A 430-nucleotide genomic window follows, 5' to 3' on the forward strand; every position below is an offset into this window, starting at 1 on the left:
CCTTCGGCCGCGCGGCGGCACCGGCTATTTTCAGCTGACGCTGACCGGGCAGGGGTCAGCCGTGGTCGTCAACTACGGGTCGTTCGAGAAGCCGGGCGAGACGCCGGAGCACAACACCGCCCTGCTCGAGGACGCCATCGACCAGGCGCGCATCCGCAGGACCGAGCCGCTCGCCTATCCCTGACGTCAAATTCGGGAGTGGATTTGGCCTGAGCCAATTACTCGATCAGGCCAAGACGCAGCGCCTTGGCCACCGCCTGGTTGCGGTTGACGGCGTTGAGCTTCTGCGTCGACTGGGTGAGATACTGGTTGGCGGTGTGCACCGACAGTTTCAGCAGTTTCGCGATCTCTTCGCTGGTGTTGCCGTTGGCGGTCAGCTTCAGGCATTCGAGCTCACGCTTGGAGATGGCGCGCGTCCTGCCGGTTTCGC

General features: G+C 64.2%; 1 protein-coding gene and 1 pseudogene. One reads left to right on the top strand and one right to left on the bottom strand.

All coding sequences use genetic code 11. The features are described from left to right. A pseudogene (locus EN845_RS33920) lies at positions 1-184 on the top strand (AIM24 family protein); the annotation flags it as partial. A 34-nt stretch (positions 185-218) separates the two neighbouring features. Here EN845_RS33920 and EN845_RS33925 read toward each other — a convergent pair. Beyond that, positions 219-430 (bottom strand): helix-turn-helix transcriptional regulator (locus EN845_RS33925; protein ID WP_135931279.1); only part of this gene is annotated, 212 nt, incomplete at its 5' end.

The sequence above is a fragment of the Mesorhizobium sp. M8A.F.Ca.ET.202.01.1.1 genome (assembly GCF_004791595.1).
Lineage (GTDB): Bacteria > Pseudomonadota > Alphaproteobacteria > Rhizobiales > Rhizobiaceae > Mesorhizobium.